The 22,523-nt window shown below is 35.1% G+C and carries 14 protein-coding genes; 9 read left to right on the top strand and 5 right to left on the bottom strand.

The window, feature by feature from the left end:
* The first annotated feature begins 280 nt into the window (after positions 1-280).
* The 3 genes from F6K40_RS15295 (at position 281) to F6K40_RS15285 (ending at position 8,341) form a co-directional block, all read left to right on the top strand.
* The gene (locus F6K40_RS15295) at positions 281-1,621 is read left to right on the top strand and encodes a hybrid sensor histidine kinase/response regulator (protein ID WP_293137258.1); all 1,341 of its coding nucleotides are present in this window, start codon (positions 281-283) and stop codon (positions 1,619-1,621) included.
* Positions 1,622-2,276: 655 nt separating this feature from the next.
* A complete protein-coding gene (locus F6K40_RS15290) occupies positions 2,277-7,697 on the top strand; it encodes a trifunctional serine/threonine-protein kinase/ATP-binding protein/sensor histidine kinase (protein ID WP_293137256.1) in 5,421 nt (1,806 codons plus the stop codon).
* A gap of 332 nt (positions 7,698-8,029) precedes the next feature.
* A complete protein-coding gene (locus F6K40_RS15285; RefSeq protein ID WP_293137254.1) occupies positions 8,030-8,341 on the top strand; it encodes a muconolactone Delta-isomerase in 312 nt (103 codons plus the stop codon).
* 363 nt (positions 8,342-8,704) lie between these two features.
* On the opposite strand, the gene F6K40_RS15280 is transcribed toward F6K40_RS15285, so the two are convergent.
* Positions 8,705-9,091 carry a hypothetical protein gene (locus F6K40_RS15280; RefSeq protein ID WP_293137252.1) on the bottom strand — a complete coding sequence of 129 codons (387 nt, stop codon included), beginning with the start codon at positions 9,089-9,091 and terminating at the stop codon, positions 8,705-8,707.
* 829 nt (positions 9,092-9,920) lie between these two features.
* The gene (petN, locus tag F6K40_RS15275) at positions 9,921-10,010 is read right to left on the bottom strand and encodes a cytochrome b6-f complex subunit PetN (RefSeq protein ID WP_293098586.1); all 90 of its coding nucleotides are present in this window, start codon (positions 10,008-10,010) and stop codon (positions 9,921-9,923) included.
* 112 nt (positions 10,011-10,122) lie between these two features.
* Between petN and F6K40_RS15270 the strand changes: the two genes are divergently transcribed.
* Positions 10,123-10,608, top strand: a complete 486-nt coding sequence (locus F6K40_RS15270) for a hypothetical protein (RefSeq protein WP_293137250.1) — start codon at positions 10,123-10,125, stop codon at positions 10,606-10,608.
* A 624-nt stretch (positions 10,609-11,232) separates the two neighbouring features.
* Here the strand turns inward: F6K40_RS15270 and F6K40_RS15265 are convergent.
* Positions 11,233-11,667: a ferritin-like domain-containing protein gene (locus F6K40_RS15265; RefSeq protein ID WP_293137248.1), complete on the bottom strand. Its 435-nt coding sequence runs from the start codon at positions 11,665-11,667 to the stop codon at positions 11,233-11,235.
* Positions 11,668-12,168: 501 nt separating this feature from the next.
* Entirely contained in the window at positions 12,169-12,537 is a 369-nt protein-coding gene (locus tag F6K40_RS15260) for a helix-hairpin-helix domain-containing protein (protein ID WP_293137246.1), read from the bottom strand.
* Between the two features lie 709 nt (positions 12,538-13,246).
* Between F6K40_RS15260 and F6K40_RS15255 the strand changes: the two genes are divergently transcribed.
* The 5 genes from F6K40_RS15255 (at position 13,247) to F6K40_RS15235 (ending at position 19,250) form a co-directional block, all read left to right on the top strand.
* A complete protein-coding gene (locus F6K40_RS15255) occupies positions 13,247-14,179 on the top strand; it encodes a DUF4382 domain-containing protein (protein WP_293137244.1) in 933 nt (310 codons plus the stop codon).
* Between the two features lie 522 nt (positions 14,180-14,701).
* Positions 14,702-15,208 carry a carboxypeptidase-like regulatory domain-containing protein gene (locus F6K40_RS15250; protein ID WP_293137242.1) on the top strand — a complete coding sequence of 169 codons (507 nt, stop codon included), beginning with the start codon at positions 14,702-14,704 and terminating at the stop codon, positions 15,206-15,208.
* 162 nt (positions 15,209-15,370) lie between these two features.
* Complete coding sequence (gene cbiM / locus F6K40_RS15245; protein WP_293137240.1) at positions 15,371-16,021, top strand: cobalt transporter CbiM; 651 nt, start codon at positions 15,371-15,373, stop codon at positions 16,019-16,021.
* Positions 16,022-16,594: 573 nt separating this feature from the next.
* A complete protein-coding gene (cbiQ, locus tag F6K40_RS15240; protein ID WP_293137238.1) occupies positions 16,595-17,392 on the top strand; it encodes a cobalt ECF transporter T component CbiQ in 798 nt (265 codons plus the stop codon).
* Positions 17,393-18,515: 1,123 nt separating this feature from the next.
* Entirely contained in the window at positions 18,516-19,250 is a 735-nt protein-coding gene (locus tag F6K40_RS15235) for an energy-coupling factor ABC transporter ATP-binding protein (protein ID WP_293137236.1), read from the top strand.
* 1,153 nt (positions 19,251-20,403) lie between these two features.
* Here the strand turns inward: F6K40_RS15235 and F6K40_RS15230 are convergent.
* Positions 20,404-21,453 carry an ion transporter gene (locus F6K40_RS15230; RefSeq protein ID WP_293137234.1) on the bottom strand — a complete coding sequence of 350 codons (1,050 nt, stop codon included), beginning with the start codon at positions 21,451-21,453 and terminating at the stop codon, positions 20,404-20,406.
* Between the last annotated feature and the right edge of the window lie 1,070 nt (positions 21,454-22,523).

Below are 22,523 nucleotides of genomic sequence, written 5' to 3'. Positions count from 1 at the left end.
TATGAAGATAGGAGTTTTTTTATGTCCAATTAAACGGATTTGATATGACAACTACTGATGATGAATCTTAGACTAGGAAATTTTTTTCCAACTGTTCCCTGTTCCCTGTTCCCTGTTCCCTGCTATAACTATAGAAAGCTCGACTATGACTAAAAAATGAGGTACTGATGTAGCTAAGAAAGAATTGGCTCTTGACAACTATTGATGATGAATCTTAGACTAGGAAATGTTTTTCCAACTGTTCCCTGTTCCCTGGCATAACTGATAACTGATAACTGAAATGACCCCCACTGCTCAAACTTACCCAACGAAATCAAAGGTGTTGATTGTTGATGATGATCCCCAGAATATCCACATTCTCCTGGAAATTCTCAAAAATGATTATGCAATTGTGGCAGCAAAAAATGGCACAAAGGCTTTAGAGTTGGCTGGAAAAATCCCTCAACCGGATTTGATCGTACTTGATGTAATGATGCCAGATATGGATGGTTATGCCGTTTGTCAAGCGATTAAATCGCAATCGGAAACGCGAGATATACCGATTATTTTCATCAGCGCCCTTGATGCAGCTTTAGATAAAGTCAAAGCCTTTGATGTAGGGGGAGTGGACTACATTACCAAACCATTCCAACGAGAAGAAGTTTTGGTTCGCATTGCCACCCATATTGAAATCTATCATCTTCGGCAGCAGCTTTATCAACAGACGGCACAAGTGACTGAAAAAAACAAAAAATTGATCCAGATTAATGAAGATTTACAAACTCAATATCGCCAGATGAAAGCCACGCAACTTCAGTTAATTCAAGCTGAAAAAATGGCATCTTTGGGTGAATTAATGGCAGGAGTTGCCCATGAAATCAATAATCCCACAGGCTTTATTAAGGCAAATATTGAGCCAGCTATGACGTATGTGCAAGAACTATTCGATCTGATTGATTTTCTGCTACAAGAATGCCCTAGCAATGCAACCCATATTCAAGATGAACTCGAAGCAGCAGATTTAGAATTTATTCGCGAAGATTTACCTAAAATCCTTAGTTCAATGAACTTGGGTGTCGCTCGCATTGGTGATGTCAGCGATAGCCTGAGAATATTCGCACGTCGCGATCAAGACAACAAAGTTGCATTCAAACTGGAGGATGGACTCAATAGTACCCTGCTCATTCTCAAGCACCGTACTAAAGCTAACGCCGATCGTCCAGCAATTGAGATCGTGAAGTATTACGATAATATTCCGGAAGTTTATTGTTTTCCGGGGCAGATAAATCAAGTTTTTATGAATATACTTGCTAACGCTATTGATGCCATTGAGGAAGCAAATCAAGGCAAAACTTTCGCTGAAATCAAAGCTGCTCCGAATCAGATTGTCATTGAGACGAAAATGCTAGGAAACGATCGGGTACAGGTTCGCATTCAAGATAACGGTTGTGGGATGAAACCAGAAACCCAAGCGCGGATTTTTGAGGATGGATTTACTACCAAAGAGGTTAGCAAGGGGACAGGTTTGGGAATGGCGATCGCGCGTCAAATTATTGAAGAAAAACACGGTGGTATGATTACCTGTAATTCAACAGTTGGGGAAGGTACAATTTTTACTATCATTATTCCCAAATCAAATTAAAATCCTTGTTTAAACTGTAGCAATAACCACCAAGCAAGCATTCCGATGGCACTAATGATTTAAACAGATAACCTTCATTTCAGTTATCAGTTATCAGTTATCAGTTATCAGTCCCCCTGGCACTCACCATTGGGATTGAAATACGGATGTTTATTTTTTCCATAGCCTTCAAAGGGGAGGCAAGAGACCTGATTTTTTGGTAAATATATATAATATCATGTTCGGATAATCAGCGCTCAAAAACTTTCTCCCGTAAGTACCTTTTTTTCCTTCAGCATAGCTGCCTTCAGCATAGGTGCCTTATATCAAATCCGCTCTTCATGGAAGTGTTATAAGAAACCGGGTTTGTGGGAGGTTAATGGTAGGGACGTTGCATAACAAAAATGCGTTTTCCTTACGGAATGCTCCGCAAACATGTCGCGCAAGCGTTTCATGTCCGCTCTTAGCGAAAAACGTCCGTACTAGGGCATTTGAGACTTTGCCCGGTTTCTCTGCTTTTTTATACAGATGCTACCGGATTTGATATTACTTCCTCCAAAGTGTAAGTATTCAACCGGACATGACATAATAGCTGGACTTTGGCCAAAACATGAAGTAAACTAGACAAAATATAATAAAAATAAAAATTAAACTTAAAAAGGAACAAACCAGGCCAATGAGTAAGATCAAAACAATTAAAATTGATAATTATTATGCCCAGGAACTGATTCATAAGAGCGATCGCACAGAAGTATATCGCGCGCAAAATGTGGAAAATGGACAACCTGTGATTATTAAATTGATGCACAATCAATATCCTTCCTTCACAGAATTGGTTCAGTTTCGAAATCAATATGTAATTAGTAAAAATCTAGATATAGAAGGTATCATTAAAACTTATGCCCTCCAACGTTACGAAAACCGCTACGCCCTGATTATGGAAGATATGGGAGGCATATCTTTGGCCGAGTATCAGGCAAGAGCATCCCTATGTCTGTCTCAATTTTTAGATATTGCTATCCAACTCTCAGAAATTATACACCAACTGCACAATAACTATATTATTCACAAAGATATTAAACCAGCAAATATACTGATTCATCCAGAAACTAAACAAGTAAAATTAATCGATTTTAGTATTTCTACCCTATTACCAAAAGAAACCCAAGCAGCTACAACCCCCAATGTCTTAGAAGGAACCCTCGCTTACTTGTCTCCAGAGCAAACAGGACGGATGAATCGGGCAGTAGACTATCGCAGTGACTTTTACTCGCTTGGAGTCACATTTTATGAATTACTGACAGGAACTTTACCCTTTAACAGTGATGACGCCTTAGAACTGATTCATGCTCATATCGCTATCTCTCCCGATCCTCTGAGTAACTCGGTAGTATTGGGTGGAGATTTATGTCCGCCAACCCTATCGGATATTGTTCTGAAGCTGATGGGAAAAAATGCTGAGTCACGCTATCAAAGTGCTTTGGGACTCAAATATGACTTGGAGAAATGCAGAAAACAATGGTTGGAAACTGGGAAAATAGAGTCTTTTGAGTTAGGAGAACAGGATAGGAGCGATCGCTTCCTGATTCCCGAAAAACTCTATGGAAGAGAAAAAGAAGTCCAAGCACTACTGGATGCCTTTGAGCGAGTTGCTCATCCCCCCCAAACCCCCCTTAGTAAGGGGGGAGGTAGAGCAGAAATGATCCTAGTGGCTGGTTTTTCTGGCATTGGGAAAACTGCCGTCGTTAATGAAGTTCATAAACCTATTGTCAAACAACGAGGTTACTTTATCAAAGGCAAATTCGATCAATTTAACCGCAATGTTCCATTCTCTGCCTTTGTACAAGCTTTCCGCAGCTTAATGGGGCAAATCCTCAGCGAATCTGATGCGGAATTAGCCAATTGGAAAACTCAAATCCTGGAAGCGTTAGGAAATAACGGACAAGTTCTGATTGATGTTATCCCTGAACTCGAAGCAGTTATTGACAAACAGCCTCCCGTCCCTGAACTATCTGGAAGCGCTGCCCAAAATCGCTTTAACTTACTCTTTGAGAAATTCATTGCCGTTTTCACCACCAAAGAACATCCTTTAGTTATCTTTCTTGATGACTTGCAATGGGCAGATTCGGCATCATTAAATCTAATGAAGGTGTTGATGGGGAATAGCACAACAGGATATCTACTGCTTCTGGGAGCATATCGGGATAACGAAGTTTTCCCCGCCCATCCTCTGATATTGACTCTAGCCGAATTGGAGAAGCAGGAAGCAGCAATTTCTACCATTACCCTGGCTCCCTTATTTGTGCATCACATCAATCAGCTTGTAGCAGAAACCCTGATTTGCCAAGTAGAACAATCTCAACCACTGACAGAATTGGTTTATCGGAAGACCCAAGGAAATCCGTTCTTTACTACACAATTATTGAAAGGGTTGTATGAAGATAAATTGATTTTATTTAATCAAAATTTGGGATATTGGGAATGCGATTTGGTTCAAGTGCGAGATGCAGCTCTCACGGATGATGTGGTGGAATTTATGGCCCGAAGGTTGCAGAAGTTACCCGCAGCAACACAGGAGGTGTTGAAATTGGCGGCTTGTATTGGTAACCAGTTTGATTTGGAGACTTTGGCTGTTGTTTGTCAAACTCGAGCAGAAGAAGTAGCAAGCCAACTTTGGAGTACCCTACAAGAAGGGATGGTTTTACCGATTAGCCAAGCTTACAAGTTTTTTCAAGGTGAAATTAACTCTGCTGAAACTGAGAGAATTGATGTAAATTATCGTTTCCTACACGATCGCGTTCAACAAGCTGCTTATGCTTTAATTCCAGAAGAAAAAAAGCAAATCGCCCACGTTCAAATTGGTCAGCTGTTGCTTGCTAGCATATCACCAGATCGACTTGTAGATCGCATTTTTGCAATTGTCAATCACTTAAATAAAGGGATTGACAATTCTCAAACCCAGAAAGAACCCTCGGAACTCCTTCGTCTCAACCGCATTGCCGGGATTAGAGCCAAAGAAACCACAGCATATGAATCGGCCATGGATTATTTGGAAATAGCCAGGCAACTTTTACCAACTAATAGTTGGCAGCATTGCTACGAAGTTACTTTGGAGGTTTACCTTAACCTAGCAGAAGTTAACTATCTATCAGGAAAGTTTGCCACATCTCTTGCACTTGTTGAATCGATCGTGCAATCCACCAAACAGGCGATCGATCGGGCTGAAGCATTTAATCTTGCTGTTTTGCAATTTACCTTACAAGGAGAATTCCTTCAGGCGCTTGAATATGGGAAAAAAGCTTTAGACTGCTTGAATTTCGACTTGTTGGAAACGAACTTAAAAGAAAAAATCGAATCTTGTCAAGTTCAGATTGATCTCAAGCTTGGCAATCGGAAGATAGAACAGATCGTTTCGGAGCCAGAAGCAACCGTTCCAGACAAGCGTGCAATTATAAAAATACTCAATAATTTGTTAGTGCCAACTTATGTCCTGCAAAAAGAAGACCTGTACTTTCTGATTACATTATCGATTGTTTTTATATCCCTCAACTTTGGTATGGTCGCTGAATCAAGCTATGGATTTTCTTCCTATGGGATGTATGTGGGAGGAAAACAGGGCAATTATCAATTAGGCTATGAATTTGGCCAACTTGCAGAAAAATTAGCTAAACGCTTCCATCAGGGCAGCGATCTTTGTAAAGCGTGTTACATTCTTGGGAATAACATCCTGTCTTGGGTGCGCCCTCTGCGTGAAGCAGAATCTATTTTCAATGAAGGGTTGGTTGCAGGTTTGGAGTCTGGAGAACTGATTTTTTCTGCCAATATTCTAATGTACAAGTCCCTGAACCCATTTTATGCGGGGGATAATATTCTAGAAATCCAGGAAACCCTTCCACAACATTTGGAGTTTGCTACTCGGACACTTAATTATCAACTTGCCGTGGATGTTATGCTTGGCTTGAATATTTGGCTTGCCGATATCACCCAAAATTCCTCGAACAATATTCTCACGGAACAGGAGTATTTAAAGAATTGTCAGGCTAATAACAGCACCTATGCTATTTGTCATTATTGGATCTTAAAAACGAAAATTTTGTGTTTGTATGGTCGCTATGAAGAGGCTCTGATTGCAGCAGGAGCGGCAGAGGAAATAATTAATGTTATACCGGGTAAATATCAGATTGCAGCTCTTAATTTTTATCAGTCGATAGCTGCGATAGAATATTGTCGTCTTCATTCCTTAATTTCAAACAATGATTATTTGGAAAAAATCAAGTTCAACCAAGCTAAACTCAAGCAATGGGCGGCGAGTTGCCATGAAAATTTTTCCCACAAATACTTTTTAGTTGATGCCACTGTGAACAGTTTCTTGGGAAATAAAGTACACTGTATTGATCTTTACGATCGCGCAATTGCTGCAGCCAAAGAAAACAAATATATCCAAGAAGAAGCCTTAGCAAACGAACTCGCTGCCAAATTCTACCTGGACTGGGGCAAAGAAAAATTTGCCACGCTTTATCTACAAGAAGCTTACTATTGCTATGCTCAATGGGGTGCTAAAGCCAAAATCAAAGACCTCGAACTACGCTATCCCCAACTATTAAAACCTATTTTGGAAAGCAAACGCCAGTCCTTATCTTCAAAAACAAGCATTTCCAAACTTACAAGTCATTCTCATTCTCAAACCGCAACCGTTGCCAATATTTCCTCTATTCTTGACTTTTCTTCTCTCTTAAAAGCCTCTCAAACTTTATCGGGAGAAATTGAACTTGATCGCCTGCTATCCACTATTCTCAAGATTATTTTGGAAAATGCCGGAGCCACAAAAAGTGCATTATTATTAAGCAGTGAAACAGGATTGACGATAGAGGCGATCGCAAATCGTACTGGAGACAGCAGTAAATTAACCATAGATTCATTAAATCAATCCATTCCCTGGGAAGATAGTCAAAACTTACCAGTAGGATTGATTAACTATGTCCGACGCACTACAGAAACAGCACTTTTAGATGCCCAAGCTGCCCAAGAACAGTTTGCTGCCGATAACTATTTACTGCGTTTTCATCCCCAAAGTTTACTGTGTATGCCTTTACAAGAGAGAGGGAAATTAATCGGGATTCTCTACTTAGAAAATCGTTTAACCGCAGATGCGTTTACTACCGAGCGCCTAGAAATTTTAGATACATTATGCGCTCAAGCAGCAATATCCCTACAAAATGCTAGATTGTATCAACAAGCGCAACAAACCCTCAAGGATTTACAAGCGGCTCAACTACAATTAGTTCAAAGTGAAAAAATGGCTACCTTGGGCAATTTGGTAGCAGGGGTGGCTCACGAAATTAATAATCCGGTTGGCTTTATCAGTGGCAATGTAGATGCAGCCCAAGAACATTTGCAAGATTTGCTATCAGCCCTTTCTCTATATCAAGAAAACACTTCTCCTCCCCAAGAAATTGTCGAAGCAATCGAAGAGCTAGAAACAGATTTTATTGCCGAAGATTTCCCCAAACTAATTGCGTCAATGGCAGAGGGATGCCAAATAATTCGCAATATCAGCACATCTCTGCGAACATTTTCGCGCACGGATACCGCCAGCAAAACCGAGTTTAATCTACATGACGGGATAGATAGCACCTTATTAATCTTAAAATACCGCCTGAAAGCCAATGAAAACCGTCCAGCGATTGAGATCGTTAAAAATTATGGTAATATTCCCCTAGTCAAATGCTATGCGGGACAACTAAATCAAGTGTTTATGAATTTATTGGCGAATGCCATAGATGCTTTAGATGAAAGCAATGAAGGGAAAACATTTACCGATATCGAAAAAAAACGTAATTGCATTACCATTGCGACGGAATTAAGCGAAGACAAAAAGAGCGCGATCGTGAGAATTGCCGACAATGGAACGGGAATCCCAGAAGAAGTGAAAGCGAGGCTATTCGAGTCAGGATTTACTACCAAAGCAGTAGGAAAAGGAACGGGTTTAGGGATGGCGATCGCCCATCAAATAGTCACAGAAAAACACGGTGGTATGATTACCTGTAATTCAACAGTTGGGCAAGGTACAATTTTTACTATCATTATTCCCAGGTAAAAATCTTGCCCCCACCGTCATTTCAGTTATCAGTTATCAGTTATCAGTTATCAGTACCCCAGGCTTAACCCAGAGGCTTGAAATACAGATGTTGATTTCTTCCATCCCCTTCAAAGGGGAGGCTTTAGACCTTATTTTTTGGTAAAATTTTTCTTCTGAATGGTATAGCAGTCGAAGCAAAGGTTAAGAGATTTATCAACGCCCAAATTCACTCAGAGATTACTTCTGACTTCCGACTTCTGACTTCTGACTTGCGCCTAGAGCTATATTACCTTCTTTTTGTATGATAGGATGAGGAACTGATTTTATCTATTGTTTAAACTCAGGTATTTATGCTGTATCACATAGACTTTCGAGTACAATATCCTCCTACTATGACCCAAGAGGAATTATTTACTATTTGGAGCGAAGAAGCAGATGCTGCAGAGGAAGGTAAGAAAAAAGGAATTGTAGTAAGTGTTTGGAAGTGTGTGGGAACTCGCAGAGTCATAGCTATTGTTGATGTGGAATCTCCCGATCAACTTGACCAAGTGATTATGGATTTACCAATTGTCAAAAAATTGGGACAATATGTGAATATTGAGGTTACATCATTACGACGCTATGAAGATTTTGCTACAGATTTAAAGGCGAGAAAAAACTGACATACTCTCAGACGGATTACAAGAAAACGTTACCGTACCTTATTCACAGTATCAACCCAACATTTTTACCTGTTTTGTTGGGTTTCATTTCGTACTATTTCGTGGAAGTAAACTGCTACTCAACCTACAATTATTCTTAACATCAGTAAAACTGGACTACCATTAACACTTATCGGTATCAGAAAAATTTCCCGATTTCCATAATTACCAAATTTTTCTAAATTCTCTTCCCTCCTAATTTCTGACTTCTGAGTTCTGACTCCTAAATGTTAGGATAACTAATTACCCAGATTCTATATGATTCTTGTAACTCACCAATTGGAAAGATATCCTTCCTTACTGCTGACTTTTAACTACAAGCTGTTAAAATTTAACTACAAGCATACGACAATTAAGAATAGCTCTTTCAGCAGCAATTATCAATCTGAAATCATCTTTTTCTTCTATGGCATAATTGATTTTTGATAAGACCAAATATTCTTTTGATTGATTTAAAAAAAATGCAGTAGTTTTGATAAAATTTTCTAGTATATTTTTCTGTACAGGAGTAATTTTTTCTCTATCCCACGATGGAAATTTCATTGATTCTATCAACTCAATAGCCCGATCAATCAATATTAAATTTTTAAATTTTTCTATTCTATAAATTAATATAATTCTTTTTAATAAGTATTCTAGAGAAGACATTTGCTTGTTGAAACAATCACCCAATATATTCAAATAAGCGGTCTTTATTTCTATAAAATCCATTTTTGATTTTTTGACAAGAATATAACTATAGTATAGCAATTCCCAAGAAGCGTGAGGTACAAAATTCCTTGGTTTTAGGGAACAGGGAACACTTAACTGGGAACAGGGAATAGGGAATAGGGAATAGGAAACAGGGAATAGGAAATAGGAACAAATAAAGATAGGTGTACCTCACGATTGCTGAGAAACGCTATAATTTATTTATAATACTAAAACTAAATGCTATGATCGGGCAATAGTTAATCCGTATTTTTACCAAATCTTCATATTGTTGATGAATGTTAATATATTAGCCTTTCAAAGACTTCTCAATCTAGATAAATTACAATTAATACGGTTGTAATGATAATAACTTAAGGATACCACTTTCATTAATGGATAATTGATAATGGATAATTGATAATTACCTCTCCCTAAAAGGTAGAGAATTGACTAAAAGGAAAAAGTTTATTTTCTCTTGGTCGATTAATATAGCGCCGGTTTCCTCAGCATCCCACCCTGCGTGAAACTTTCCTTACGGAATGCTATCGCAAACGTTAACGACCACTTTTTCTCTTTTATTGGGGAGGTTTTAAAGGTGAATTATTTAATTATTAATTATTAATTATTAATTATTAATTATTCGGTTACGGCATTTTGCTGCATCAACATTTCATTACATAGTCAGGTTTATTCCTATCTAGCTACTTAGCAATTTTTATGTAAAACTTAAAGATGAGATAGGTCGATCACCTATCCCATCTTTGGAATTTATTAGTTAGTAGATTAAGAGTTGTTTAGTTTTATAACACAAGCAAAAATTAAGTTTCTTAAAACCAATACCTAATTTTTAGAAACCGTTACGACCCCAAACTACCATTGAAATAGAGAAACCGAACAGAACTAAAAGGCTAACCCAACCTAAAGACAAAATATCCATAACTGCTTTTAAAAAAAAGAAAAAATTTACTCCAAATCCTATAATATTTTATTTATGGCATTTTGACTAGAAGAGAAGACGAAAATATTAATAGGCACAAAATTCAGCTTATATGGTCAACTATTTATCAAATTTTACCTTCGCAGAAAGAATAGAATCTCTCAAAGCAGGAACTCTTGCTGGTATCTCACTATTTTTAACTTTCGGCGCGATCGCTCTTGGCAATAACTTAATTTTAGCCCATAGTTGGGAGCCATTGGCAAATTTAGAAATTACAAATCTGGACTGGGATATTTTGCTGCAAGGGGCGATCGCTTTTGTGAGTGGATTTCTATTTGGCGTGACTTATCGTTATATTATTCGTCAAGATAAGAACCCCCATCTTAAATCTGGGGCAGTCGTGGCCTTTGGCACTGTCAGAGGTTTGGGACAAATTGATGGAGGATTAAATTCTGAGGCCACATTTTTCGCTCTATGGCCTTTAATGGTATTAGGTATAGAGAGTGTAGTGGCCTTTGCTGTAGTTGGTCTTGTGTTGGACTTAGGTATTAATCAAAAATGGATTAATCCTTTTCCTGCTTCCCCTCATCAAGATTAATAAACCTTTGGCAAAAGTAATTTCTGCGATTAAAAAAAAATTTAGCTCGGTAGTAGGCATAATCAAATGTAAGATTTTATTATCGCCTAGGAAAGCAATTATAGTAAGTGGGGTTCCTTAGTTTTTCGCCTTATGGCAAACCTTTTAATCTTTATTGATATTTCTGTTTTCCTATCTAGTTAGTTTTTTATTAATAATCTAGCTTACTGAATGATTCTATAATTTTTAGTAGTCAGTAGTTAATAGTGAATGGTTAAAATAGATTTTTTCTTACTATTAATCTTAATTCACTCACAAATTTCATACCTTACTTCAACAACACCCAATAATCAAATAATTTATCTAATTTACCCAAAAATATTTTCTGGAAAATTATTAATCCTAGCTTCTCTTTACATAGATAAAAATGAAGCAATCCGATTGCTCTTTTTTTACTTCTAAATAATATGTAAATTATCATTAGATATTCACATTTTTGAGGCGGATTGCTATGATTTTTTTTAGATATTTATTCTATAGCTAAGAAAGAATTGGCTCTTGACAATTACTGATGATGAGTCTCAGACTAGGAAATGTTTTTCCAACTGTTCCCTATTCCCTATTCCCTGCTATAGATTCAATTAATCAACTATAGTCACGCAACATTTTTTTGATTTCCATGTTATGTAACTCTTCTTGACCTATCATTGTACGAGCATATTCTTCTAAATATATACTTGCATTTTCTACAGTTTCTAACAATTTTTTATATAGTTCTAAAGCTTTGGCTTCATGGTTGAGACTTTCTTGTAAAAGAGCTGCTATTGAATGTTGATTTGTTTCTATAATCGGAGCTACTTTTAATGTCGGATGACCTTCTAAACCTGTTAGTATTTCTCCTGCTTGTTGAGCATGAAGTAAAGATTCATTAGCTTGAGTTTTAAAAAAATCTACAATTGGTATGCGATTAGGTCCGATTACCATTAAGGAATAATGAGTGTAGCGCACCACACCTGCAAGTTCAAATTCCATAATAGAATTTAATAAGCCTACAGATTTTTGATTATCAAGTTCTCTCATTTTTAACGTTTTAAGTCTACATTTCTCTGATTAATTGTAACTGCTTAGTTATAGACATCTGTTTATTCAATATTAATTTAAGTTTTCCTAGATTTAACTTTTATTTAAGGATAGCAAATATAGGGCTACTTGAATCGGGAATAGGGAATAGGGAATAGTAAACTGTCAAAGGATTTTTCGTATAGGGAAATCCTCCGCAAACAGGATTTAGAATTGTCCTAACCTTTGCTTCGACTACTATATTAACTTTTTCTATAGATAATCTCAAGGCAAAAATCCTTTTTTTCTCAACCCCTACTAAATGCTAGTTATATTAGCAGGGGAAAATTACACAATTTAATTAGCTATTAACTTTTAGCAGCTTTGGTTTAAAATTCCCAGCAACCCCAAACAATGGATGTTTTAGGAGAAGTTAAAATCTTCTTCTAAACGTAAAAAAAGAGATTCTGCTGATTACTGAGTGCTGAGTGCTAATTGCTGCGTTAAAAAAGTTTTTTTTAGTTAATTGCTATTTTTTTCTTGGGTGAGTTCTGTGACAGTTATATCATTCTTAACAAACTCTAATTGCTCAGGACTGATAACTTTTTTTACTGCCAGTTGGTTAATGTCTTTGTAAGGACGATTTTTCTTGATTTTTTCTGGTAGATCGGGTAGATTTAACTTGATTGCTAATTTTTTTAAATCTGAGTCTGAAGCATCATTTATATCTATTTTAATTCTAGTGCCAGGAGTAGTAGATACGGCTGAATTTGAAGTGCCAGGACTGGTGTTAGTATCTATAGTCGGAGTAGTTGTATTTGCACAAGAACTCATGGCAATTAAACTAGCAACGATTGCAGAGAAAGATAGAAAACGAAAATGATTCATCATATTAGTTGAGTGGATTTTTTTGTTATTACTAGGACAAATTCATATTGTAATGGCTCGATAAAATATTGACAATTTTTGATATATGAGTTTTTGTTATTTGCCCTAAAGTTAGACAATAATTTCACCATCTTATTTTAAATATTAAATAAGGTTTTATACCACTTCTTAATAATACTGCTATAAAATTTTGGTATAGCGCTAGGCGCGAAATTGAAAATTAAAAATTCATGCCTTATTGGTTAGTAAGGCTTAAGGCAAGCATGTAACTGCTCAGTTATTTCTGCCATCCTGCACTAGCTATTTGTAAAAAATATTGCTCGTCCTTGGTACAGATAATACCAATTACCATGCATTAATGCTATACTTCACTTCAGCTACACTTCAACAATCAAATATTTATCAAGCTCAAAGTCTTTTTTTGACAATTTAAGGTAGATTAGTATATGTTTTTCGTACGGACGTTTTCCTGACGCTTTCGCTCCGCTAACGCTACGCGACATGGAATAGGAGCATTACGGAACGGAAAACGCATTAATGCTCAAGCAACGTCCCTACCTCTCCCAATCTTATGTAGCATTCATGCATGAGAAATAGTATAAGATGCCCCCCCTGGAGATTGTTAATTTTGCTCGAAAGTAGTTTCCTAGATCAATAGAGATAAATGAGTCAATAAGGCCAACAAAAATATGTTTAGATTATTGAGATAATTATGTTATTTGGAATACAAAAAATTCTGCATACTTATGAATCTCCCCATCTCCCTATCAACATCCTAACTTTTTTGACAGTCAAAGTAATGAAAATCAACTTTAGAAAACTACTTTTAATGCTATTGACTCTAGCTTCTATCACTCCTACTGCTCTACTAAGTAGTTGTCAAAACCAGAGGACTGAAAATCAGGCCAACCAAGTGCAGACAAATGACAAAACTCCAGGCACTCTTAAGCTTCGTGCTAATGGAGAAGACTTTGTGAGGAAAGGTTTTATTACTAAAGATGGATGGAAAATAACATTTGACCAACTCTACGTTAACCTAGTTGAAGTTACGGCCTATCAAACAGATCCACCCTATAAAGCTGAAACAGGAGGAAAACCAGAAGCAAAAGAAAAAGTTATTCTTGCTCAAAGCAAAATAGTAGATTTGGCAAAAGGGAATGAAACAGCAGAAACTATTTTGGTGAGTGAAATATCTGCACCTCCGGGTCACTATAATGCTATCTCTTGGAAAATGCTTAAGGCAACTGAAGGTCCAGCAAAAGGTTATTCTTTATTAATGAGTGGCACAGCTAATAAAGATGCTCAGAGTATACCCTTTACTCTAAAAATTGACCAGGAATTAGAATTTACTTGTGGAGATTTTGTTGGGGATGAGCGTAAGGGTATTCTTGAAGCAGGAAATACTGCGGAATTAGAAGCTACTTTCCACTTTGACCATCTTTTTGGTGATGGTAGTGCTGCCCCAGATGACGAAATTAATACAGGAGCATTGGGTTTTGCTCCTCTGGCAGCGATCGCTACAGCAGGAAAAGTTGAGCTGGATATGCCTACATTAAAAGATAAACTTTCTCCTGCTGACTACCAAAAATTTATGGCAATTTTGCCTAGTTTAGGTCATGTGGGCGAAGGTCATTGCCATAGTTGAAATTCAAAATTCAAAATTCAAAATTCAAAATTCAGAGAAGTTAATCGTTTGTTTTAAGTCAAAAGTCAGTTTAATTCAAAATTCAAAATTCAGAGAAGTTAATTGTTTGTTTTAAGTCAAAAGTCAGTTTAATTCAAAATTCAAAATTCAAAATTCAAAAGTCAGAGAAGTTAATTGTTTGTTTTAAGTCAAAAGTCAGTTTAATTCAAAATTCAAAATTCAAAATTCAAAAGTCAGAGAAGTTAATTGTTTGTTTTAAGTCAAAAGTCAAAAGTCAAATTAGGGAGTAGGGAATAGGGAATAATATCAAACCCGGTAGCATTATCAAAGCTACAAGAGGAAAATATGAGAGCTACACAATATGGTGTAGCTCTATGAACCAAAATCAAAAATAGAAAATCTGTAGTAGAAATTAATTTGAGCAATTCAGGATTTTCTATAAAATAAATCCCACTGCACAAGAAATCATTTAACAATAGAAAATGGCAAAATTTCTGAAGTAACCATAAATAGAGGTAAGATATGAAATGGCAATTCGTGATTCCTTTAATATTTTTATCTTCACTGAGTTTACAGGGAAAAGCGAGTCCTCATGGAGTAAAAATTCAACATCAAATTACTCAAGCAATTCAGATTAATGCTGTTTATGATACTGGTACTCCTTTAACTAATGCTTCAGTCACAGTTTATGCTCCTAATGCTCCTAATAAACCTTGGTTAAAAGGCATAACTGATGAGGAGGGAAATTTTATTTTTGCCCCTGATTCTTCTCAGTCTGGATATTGGGAAATAAAGGTACGTCAAGCTGGTCATGGCGAGTTAGTTAGTGTTCCTTTTCAAGTAAATAAATTGGAAAATTCTCCTAGGGAAAATATCAGCAACAATAACTATTATTTAGCAAGTACATCTAGGGATTATAATCCACTGCAAAAAGGATTAATGATAGGTTCTGTTATGTGGGGATTTGTAGGAACTGCTTTATTTTTCTGGAGATTTAAAACTCAAGACCAACCACAAGAAAATCGTTAGAGTTTTTGCATTAGTAAAAATCAAAATTTTTTTTCTGTTGCTTTTAGTATGAGATATTTTATTTTTCCTGTTTCTAGTTCCTGACTTTTATAATAAGTCTATTACAGTTATAAATTTTGTCTAAATCTTTAACTTTTGTTAGTATAATTTTAAATTTTTACAATGCATATTTCAGAAGGCATTCTGCCAGCTCAACTTTGTATTAGTGGTTATGGAATTACTTCTCTAATTACCTGGTATTCTCTACGCCAAATTAATCGTTTACCAAATCCTCAAGCTAGTATTCCCAAAGCTTCTTTATTAACGGCAGCTTTTTTTGTTGCTTCTAGTATTCATATTCCTATACCAATAGGTAGCAGCGTTCATTTAATCTTAAATGGACTGTTAGGAACTGTATTAGGTTATTATGCTTTTCCAGCAATATTAATTGGTTTATTTTTCCAAGGAATAATGTTTGGACATGGTGGTTTAACTACTTTAGGAATTAATGCACTAATTATGGGAATTCCAGCAATTTTAGCTTATCAAATATTTCAATTACGTCATGTTGTGGGAAAAGGAATTAGGGAAAATTTATCAATGAGAATTTTTGGCTTTATTGCTGGAGCAAGTGCTATTGGAGTTTCGAGTTTGATATTTTTTAGTTTAATTATTACAAATCTTCCCTCTGGGTTTGATGGTTCATTAGAACAGAAAGCAATTTATGGATTAATGATTTCTCATATTCCTTTGATGGTAATAGAAGGAATTTTAACTGCTATGGTTGTCAGCTTTTTGCATCGAGTTATGCCAAAACTTTTACCAAATAATTAAAATCTAAAGCGTCTCCTTTTAAGGATAAAAAAGAAAAAAAATCATTTTTGTCAATCCTCTTCTTTTAAGGAAAGGTAATTTCAGTTATCAGTACCTCCAAGTGAACCATTGGGATTGAAATAAGGAAATTGATTTTCTCTTGGTCGATTTAATATGGTTAGGAAACCCATCCATCCCACCCTACGGGAAACTGTGTTAACGACCGCTTTTTTAAATAAATAAAGATTAAAATATTTATCTGTAAGAGACTATTTATAAATCGAACTTGTATTTGTTAAAACTATCTGCTTGTAACCCATACTACTAGACTGACACGCCTAAAAATGTAGGTTGGGTTGAACGGAGTATTAGCGGAGTTTCCCGGAGGGAAACCCAACACAAGTTTACTGTTCCCTGTTCCCAGTTAAGTGTTCCCTCTTTTCTGGAATAGTAATAGACTTCTCCCTATTCCCTCTTTTCTGGAATAGTAATAGACTTCTCCCTATTCTCTGTTCCCTCTTTTCTGGAATAGTAATAGACTTCTCCCGGTTCCCGGTTCCCTGTTCCCTGTTCCCTCTTTTCTGGAGATGTCTAATGAAATTTGCTCTAGATGAATATGCTAATTTAAACTCCCCAATACATAGATGGGATGTGAGATATAAACTTATTGGTTTAATCGCATTAATGTTTGCCTTTGCGACAGTTAATAGTTGGTATCTAATTCCATCAATGCTCTTAGTAACTTTGATGCTTTATGGAATTTCAAAACTGCCTTTATCATTTTTAGCAACTCGGTTACGTTATCCAGGATTTTTTTTGTTCGGGGTAATTATTTTATTACCTTTTCTATCTGGTAAAACAATTATTTGGCAATTGGGATTTTTGACAATTCGCCAAGAAGGTTGTCTAGCAGTTATATTAATTGTTAGTCGTTTTTTTGCTATTATGACTACTGGTCTAATTTTATTCGGTACAAGTTCATTTTTAACTACCGTAAAAGGAATGAGAAGACTGGGAATTTCTCCCATTATTACGGATATGTTGATGTTATCTTATCGTTATATTTTTGAACTATCTCATCAACTTAACATGATGATTAAATCTACTAAATTACGAGGTTTTCAAAGCAGCAAAATTAGTTGGAGAAATTTATCAGTTTATGCTGCTCTTACTGGTAGTCTTTTGGTACGAAGCTATCAACAAGCAGAGCGAGTTTATCAAGCAATGTTATTGCGTGGTTATGGCAATGTATTCAATCAAGAAAGTCGGATCGTATCTTCTAATTCTACAAATACTCTTCAATTTGGGTCTGATTTAATATATCTATTTTTATCTCTGATAATTTCTGTTAGTTTGATTGTTGCAGAATTATTTTTTTTAGCTAAATTTTGAAAGTTATTAAATGGTTGGGATAGGCAAATATTGAATTCTCAATATTAATGAAGCAGAGAAAACCTGTTGCTATAAAAAATAGTTGATTTTCACAAAAGATTCCTGTTAGTTTGATTGTTGCAGAATTATTTTTTTTAGCTAAATTTTGAAAGTTATTAAATGGTTGGGATAGGCAAATATTGAATTCTCAATATTAATGAAGCAGAGAAAACCTGTTGCTATAAAAAATAGTTGATTTTCACAAAAGATATCTAGGAAAAAACCTGGTTTATGGTTTCGGTGTGCATAAGTTGTCAAATATTTGGTACAAATAATTAGATTTTTGCTAGAAGTTCAGTAGGGAAAATTTATGAGTTGACTGTATAGGTATAGTCTCCGTCTGATTGACTATTTATGGTAAAGAATAACCTCTAATAAATCTTATGGTAAAGTTTGATTTTTAGTCAAAGATAGTCAAATAGACAACTCATATCATGTCCGTTGGTATTGTTATGTGTAAAAGTTTTAGTGATCAAAAAACTAGCTATTCTTTGTACTTTAAAACTTTCTCTTCTTCCCTCTTAACTCCTAACTGCTAACTCCTGACTCCTCCCTCGTTATTTATAACTATTCAACCGGACATAATATTACCGAAACAATTAAACAATTAAACAATTAAACAATTAAATAATGAGATAATTCAGGTTTAAAGTCTCTCCTTTCAAGGGGAAAAAAGCGGTCGAGGGATGGCGAGGTCTCCGCCATATCCAATCGACCAAGAGAAATAAATTTTTTCCTTTTAGTCAATCCTCTCCCTGTTAGGGAGAGGTAATTATCCATTATCCATTATCCATTATCCATTATCCATTATCCATTAATCAATTCTCCCCTACTCCCCCGCTCAATAAAATGTAGAAAAGCTTTTGAGAAATGGTATAATACTGATGCTACCGGACTTGATATAAGATTCTTTTTTCAAATTGCTGAAATCCCAAATGTGTATTTCAGGAAATAGGGAATAGAAAAAAAATGCTATACCAGATTAAAATGAGAATCACTATAATATTTATTAAACCTACTACTTAATATTTTTCAGTAGTTAAAAAACATCTTATTCCTGTGTTAATAATTAATTATTTATCAAATGCAAGAGGATCGATCGCTAGCTGGAGTCTATGTCAAAGATTTATTATTTCAATATCCTCAAAATGAACCTGTTTTACGGGGTTTTTCATTGACAATTAAACCAGGAGAAAGAGTAGCTTTGTTAGGACCTACAGGTACTGGTAAAAGCACCTTTATGGAAACTTTAGTAGGTTTAAAAAAACCTTTATCGGGTGAAATTTGGATTCAAGGAATTCTCCTACAAGAAAAAACTTTATCCCAAGTGCGTAGTCAGGTAGGTTTTTGTTTCCAAAATCCTGATGATCAATTATTTATGCCGACTATTTTAGAGGATATAACTTTCGGTCCGCTTAACTATGGTTTATCGCCAGAAACTGCTACAGAAATTGCTGAGAATTTGTTGATAAAATTTGGTTTAGAAAAATATGCAAATCGTTCTGTTTATGAACTTTCAGGAGGTCAAAAAAAATTGGCTGCTTTAGCAGCAGTTTTAGCATTAAAACCAGAAATTTTAATATTAGATGAACCGACTAATGGCCTCGATCCTTTATGGCGACGTAATTTAGCTGAAATTATCTTACAATTACCAGTGCAAATTATTTTAATTGCTTCCCATGATTTAAACTGGGTTAGTAAAGTAACTGAACGTGCTTTAATTTTGCAGTCTGGTCAAATTCAAGTAGATACTTCTACTAAAAATATTATCCAGGATAGTTCAACTCTTGAATATTATGGTTTACCTATTGATTATTAGTCAATAGAATTCTTGCAGAAGTCAGGGAATAGGGAATAGGGAATAGGGAAGAGGGAATGAAATTGTTGATTTAATATCTTGAATTGGTTTCATTTTTTATTTTTGGAGATATCTAATAGTCAGTAGTTAGTAGTTAGTAGTTAGTAGTCAAAACAGCTTTTTTCCTGACTATCAATCTTACTCATATCCGAATTTCATACCTGATTTCAGCAATGCAGATTATCAAAAGAAGGGAAAAGCTTTTAGTTATCTATAAGAGCAGGAAAAAAGAAGAGAAAAACAGCAAAATTAGAGATATTTCTCAATTATCTAAATACAGCAATTTCCTATTTGATGAAGTACATATCAGTAGCTAGTAGTCAGTAGTCAAAACAGCTTTTTTCCTGACTATCAATCTTACTCAGATACGAATTTCATACCTGATTTCAGCAATGCGGATTATCAAAAGAAAGAAGCAGCTTTTAGTTATCTATAAGAGCAGGAAAAAAGAAGAGAAAAACAGCAAAATTAGAGATATTTCTCAATTATCTAAATACAGCAGTTTCCTATTTGATGAAGTACATATCAGTAGTCAGTAGTTAGTAGTCAATAGTTAGTAGTCAAAACAGCTTTTTTCCTGACTATCAATCTTACTCAGAGTAGTCAGTAGTCAGTAGTCAATAGTTAGTAGTTAAAACAGCTTTTTCCTGACTATTAATCTTACTCAGAGTAGTCAGTAGTCAGTAGTCAGTAGTTAAAACAGCTTTTTTCCTGACTATCAATCTTATTCAGATCCGAATTTAATACCTGATTTCAGCAATGCCGATTATCAAAAGAAGGAAGCAGCTTTTAGTTATCTAGAAGAGCAGGAAAAAAGAAGAGAAAAACAGCAAAATTATAGATATTGCTCAATTATATAAATACAGCAGTTTCCTATTTGATGAAGTACATATTAGGGAGTAGGAAGTAGAATTCTACTGAATAAGATATTTTTGGCTTCATGCCTATATATCGTTAAAAATATTCCTGAATTCTGCTTATTACTTAATAACTGAAGTTTTGAGGAAGCACAGCATTTTTTACTTCTCCCCCACTCCCTCACTCCTACTCTCCCATTCCCCCTATTCCCTATTCCCTATTCCCTATTCCCTGACTTCTGCAAGAAGTCTAATAATTAACGGTGAAACTTTCGCGTTGTTTCTTGATAAAGAAGCATGGCAAAATCTTTGATAATTTCCTCATTTTGAAAATAATTTCCGTACTTTTTCTTTGCTGTTTCTATGCAAAGTTTCATAATTTCTGATGACTCATCAATATAATGAGCGATCGCTTTTTGTTGTTCTTGTTTTGTATGATGATGATGATGATGATGTCTAAAATCTGGGTGTACTGGAAATGTAGTTTCGGAAGTTACCTTAATATCTTTTCCTACTGGATGAACTATTTTTGTTACCCGTCTTTTTTGAACTTCTTCAGCAAAACCAGATGCAATTATACCTGCTGGTAAACCAAAAATTCCAATGCCTAAAAAAGCTACAGCAGCACTCAATAATTTGCCTAAATGAGTCATAGGATAAACATCTCCATAACCCACAGTTGTTAAAGTTACTACTCCCCACCACATAGTCTCTAAAATACTAGAAAATTTTTCTGGTTGTGCTTCACTTTCTGCTAGAAACATGAGACTTGAGACAAAAACTAAGACAAAAATTACTATCAGTAATGTAGCTATTAGTTCTTCTTTTTTTGCAACTATAACTTTAAGTATAGTCCGCAAAGATTCTGAATATCTGCTAATTTTAAATAGGCGAAATAAACGTAGCACAAGAGTGAATTTGATAAATTCAAAACCGGGAAATAATATTTGTAGATAAAAGGGCAAAATAGCTACAAGGTCTATCAGTGCTAAGGGTGTAATTAGATATTTTAATCTACCATAAATTGGATGATGATATTTAGGATTAACCGTACATATCCAGATTCTGATTAAATATTCTAAAGTAAAAAATCCAGTTACAAGTATTTCGATTAATTTTAACTGTTCAGGATAATATTCTGAAAATTTAGGAGATGTTTCTAAAATAAATGCACTTACACTAATGCTGGTTAAAATAGTAATCACCAAATCATCTAGTAAGCTTAAAAAAATTCTTTGGTCGGAATATTCAAAAATATAGTAAATGTTTTCTTGCCAAGATTTGCGTTTTTTTTGTATCTTTATCATTTTGCTATGTACCCTGATAATGTTTACCGAATAATTAATAATTAATAATTAATTAATTCAAGTTGAAAGCTTCCCCTTTTAAGGGGAAAAGTGGTCGAGAGATGGATGGGTTATCTAAGCATATCCAATCTCCCATCGATAAATAAATTTTTTCCTTTTAGTCAATTCTCTCCCTAAAAGGGAGAGGTAATTATCCATTATCAATTAATGAACCATACTTTTAATTCTTGGAAACATCTCAACTGCTTTTTCCTCTTGTAAAGATAATGAACCTGATAGCTGATAGCTTACAAAGGGAGAGGTAATTATCCATTATCCATTAATGAAATTGTAATTTTTATTAGCTTATTAGTAATTATTAAATTGTCTAAAATACTGCAAAATATATGAATAATATAGTAGGGAATAGAGAAGAGGAACACTTAACTTAGAACGGTTGGAAAAATATTTCCATATCTGAAATTCATCATCAGTAATTGTCAAGGACTAATTCTTTATTAGCTATATTTTAGTTATCTTAGAAACTGTTTGTAAAATAAGTCTTAAGAGAGTTGTTGAGTGACTAAAATCTAAAAATGGTAGTACTTCAAGAGATTGAAATTTGGTAGATTGATTAGGAGGAAAGGTATATATCTTCCCAGATTTTTAACTCTTCAATACTTGTCTTGATTTCTTCCTCCCTATTACCTATTCCCTATTCCCTATTCTCTATTCCCAGTTAAGTGTTCCCAGTTAAGAGTTAAGTGTTCCCTATCTCCTTTTTATATTTCCTGATACATTCAGTCTCTTAGGATTTATATAGCAATTCCCAAGAAGCGTGAGGTACAAAATTCCTTGGTTTTAGGGAACAGGGAAAACTTAACTGGGAATAGGGAATAGGGAATAGGAAACAGGGAATAGGAAATAGGAACAAATAAAGATAGGTGTACCTCACGATTGCTGAGAAACGCTATATTAGACATCTCCAGAAAATCAACTTGCCCTTTATTTACTCTAAAATAGAGTTGTCAAATTTCCTAATAAAATCATTTTTTGTACATTTTTATTGAAAATATCTTCCCAGTTAAGAG

Source organism: Okeania sp. SIO3I5, from assembly GCF_010672085.1.
In the GTDB taxonomy this organism is placed as follows: domain Bacteria; phylum Cyanobacteriota; class Cyanobacteriia; order Cyanobacteriales; family Microcoleaceae; genus Trichodesmium.
This window is presented reverse-complemented; position numbering and strand designations above follow the sequence as displayed.

Bases quoted from the DNA above. Each gene is read 5' to 3' on its own strand.
- F6K40_RS15295 (WP_293137258.1), top strand. From the start codon at position 281: ATGACCCCCACTGCTCAAACTTACCCAACGAAATCAAAGGTGTTGATT.
- F6K40_RS15290 (WP_293137256.1), top strand. From the start codon at position 2,277: ATGAGTAAGATCAAAACAATTAAAATTGATAATTATTATGCCCAGGAA.
- F6K40_RS15285 (WP_293137254.1), top strand. From the start codon at position 8,030: ATGCTGTATCACATAGACTTTCGAGTACAATATCCTCCTACTATGACC.
- F6K40_RS15280 (WP_293137252.1), bottom strand. From the start codon at position 9,091: ATGGATTTTATAGAAATAAAGACCGCTTATTTGAATATATTGGGTGAT.
- petN (WP_293098586.1), bottom strand. From the start codon at position 10,010: ATGGATATTTTGTCTTTAGGTTGGGTTAGCCTTTTAGTTCTGTTCGGT.
- F6K40_RS15270 (WP_293137250.1), top strand. From the start codon at position 10,123: ATGGTCAACTATTTATCAAATTTTACCTTCGCAGAAAGAATAGAATCT.
- F6K40_RS15265 (WP_293137248.1), bottom strand. From the start codon at position 11,667: ATGAGAGAACTTGATAATCAAAAATCTGTAGGCTTATTAAATTCTATT.
- F6K40_RS15260 (WP_293137246.1), bottom strand. From the start codon at position 12,537: ATGATGAATCATTTTCGTTTTCTATCTTTCTCTGCAATCGTTGCTAGT.
- F6K40_RS15255 (WP_293137244.1), top strand. From the start codon at position 13,247: ATGTTATTTGGAATACAAAAAATTCTGCATACTTATGAATCTCCCCAT.
- F6K40_RS15250 (WP_293137242.1), top strand. From the start codon at position 14,702: ATGAAATGGCAATTCGTGATTCCTTTAATATTTTTATCTTCACTGAGT.
- cbiM (WP_293137240.1), top strand. From the start codon at position 15,371: ATGCATATTTCAGAAGGCATTCTGCCAGCTCAACTTTGTATTAGTGGT.
- cbiQ (WP_293137238.1), top strand. From the start codon at position 16,595: ATGAAATTTGCTCTAGATGAATATGCTAATTTAAACTCCCCAATACAT.
- F6K40_RS15235 (WP_293137236.1), top strand. From the start codon at position 18,516: ATGCAAGAGGATCGATCGCTAGCTGGAGTCTATGTCAAAGATTTATTA.
- F6K40_RS15230 (WP_293137234.1), bottom strand. From the start codon at position 21,453: ATGATAAAGATACAAAAAAAACGCAAATCTTGGCAAGAAAACATTTAC.